General features: G+C 37.7%; 1 protein-coding gene. It reads left to right on the top strand.

Annotated elements, in window-relative coordinates:
• A partial coding sequence (locus J1785_RS00510) for a sugar phosphate nucleotidyltransferase (RefSeq protein ID WP_274388841.1) occupies positions 1–281 on the top strand: 281 nt, incomplete at its 5' end.
• Positions 282–674 lie beyond the last annotated feature (393 nt).

The following is a 674-nucleotide window of genomic DNA, read 5'->3' as shown; positions in this document are numbered from 1 at the left end:
TTACCACATTAAATGAGATGTATCTGAAGAACGGCAAACTAAAAGTGGAATTACTCGGTCGCGGCTTTGCATGGTTAGATACCGGGACTCACGATAGCCTGATCGAAGCTTCTCAGTTCATCCATACCATCGAAAAACGTCAGGGATTGAAAGTTGCGTGTCTGGAAGAAATTGCCTACCGGAAAGGATGGATAACACGAGACCAGGTTGAATCGCAAGCAAAATCCATGAGTAAAACCCCGTATGGTCAGTACCTTGCTAATCTTTTAATCGAGGACTGAGTCGTCAGTTTTTTTATTAGGAGTTATTCTCAATTTAAGCGTAACTCCTAACTCTTTGTTTAAAAAGACTGCCAGTAATTTGGACTGAAATTCAAGTTGAGACAGAGTTTCACTCCACGCTGTTTATATAGTCCGCAGTGTCGCTTAACATTTACATAAGAAAACAAAATGAATGATTTTTTAGGTAAATGTTAAAATAAAAAATATTGTACAGTGCATTGGTAGCTGTTGAGCAAAGGGCGGTAGCGTGCGTAAAGGGTATAAATTTTTACCCTGAAACTACGATGACATTTTTATCACCATACTCGCAGATATGAATATTTTTTAGATCGAAGCATGATTAGGCGATGCTTGATAAGCAATAAAATTTGATTAGTTGAGTAACTAAATTTC

The sequence above is a fragment of the Rahnella perminowiae genome, from assembly GCF_019049755.1.
GTDB lineage: Bacteria > Pseudomonadota > Gammaproteobacteria > Enterobacterales > Enterobacteriaceae > Rahnella > Rahnella perminowiae.
Note: the sequence above shows the minus strand (reverse complement) of the source record. Positions and strands in the feature narration are given on the sequence as shown.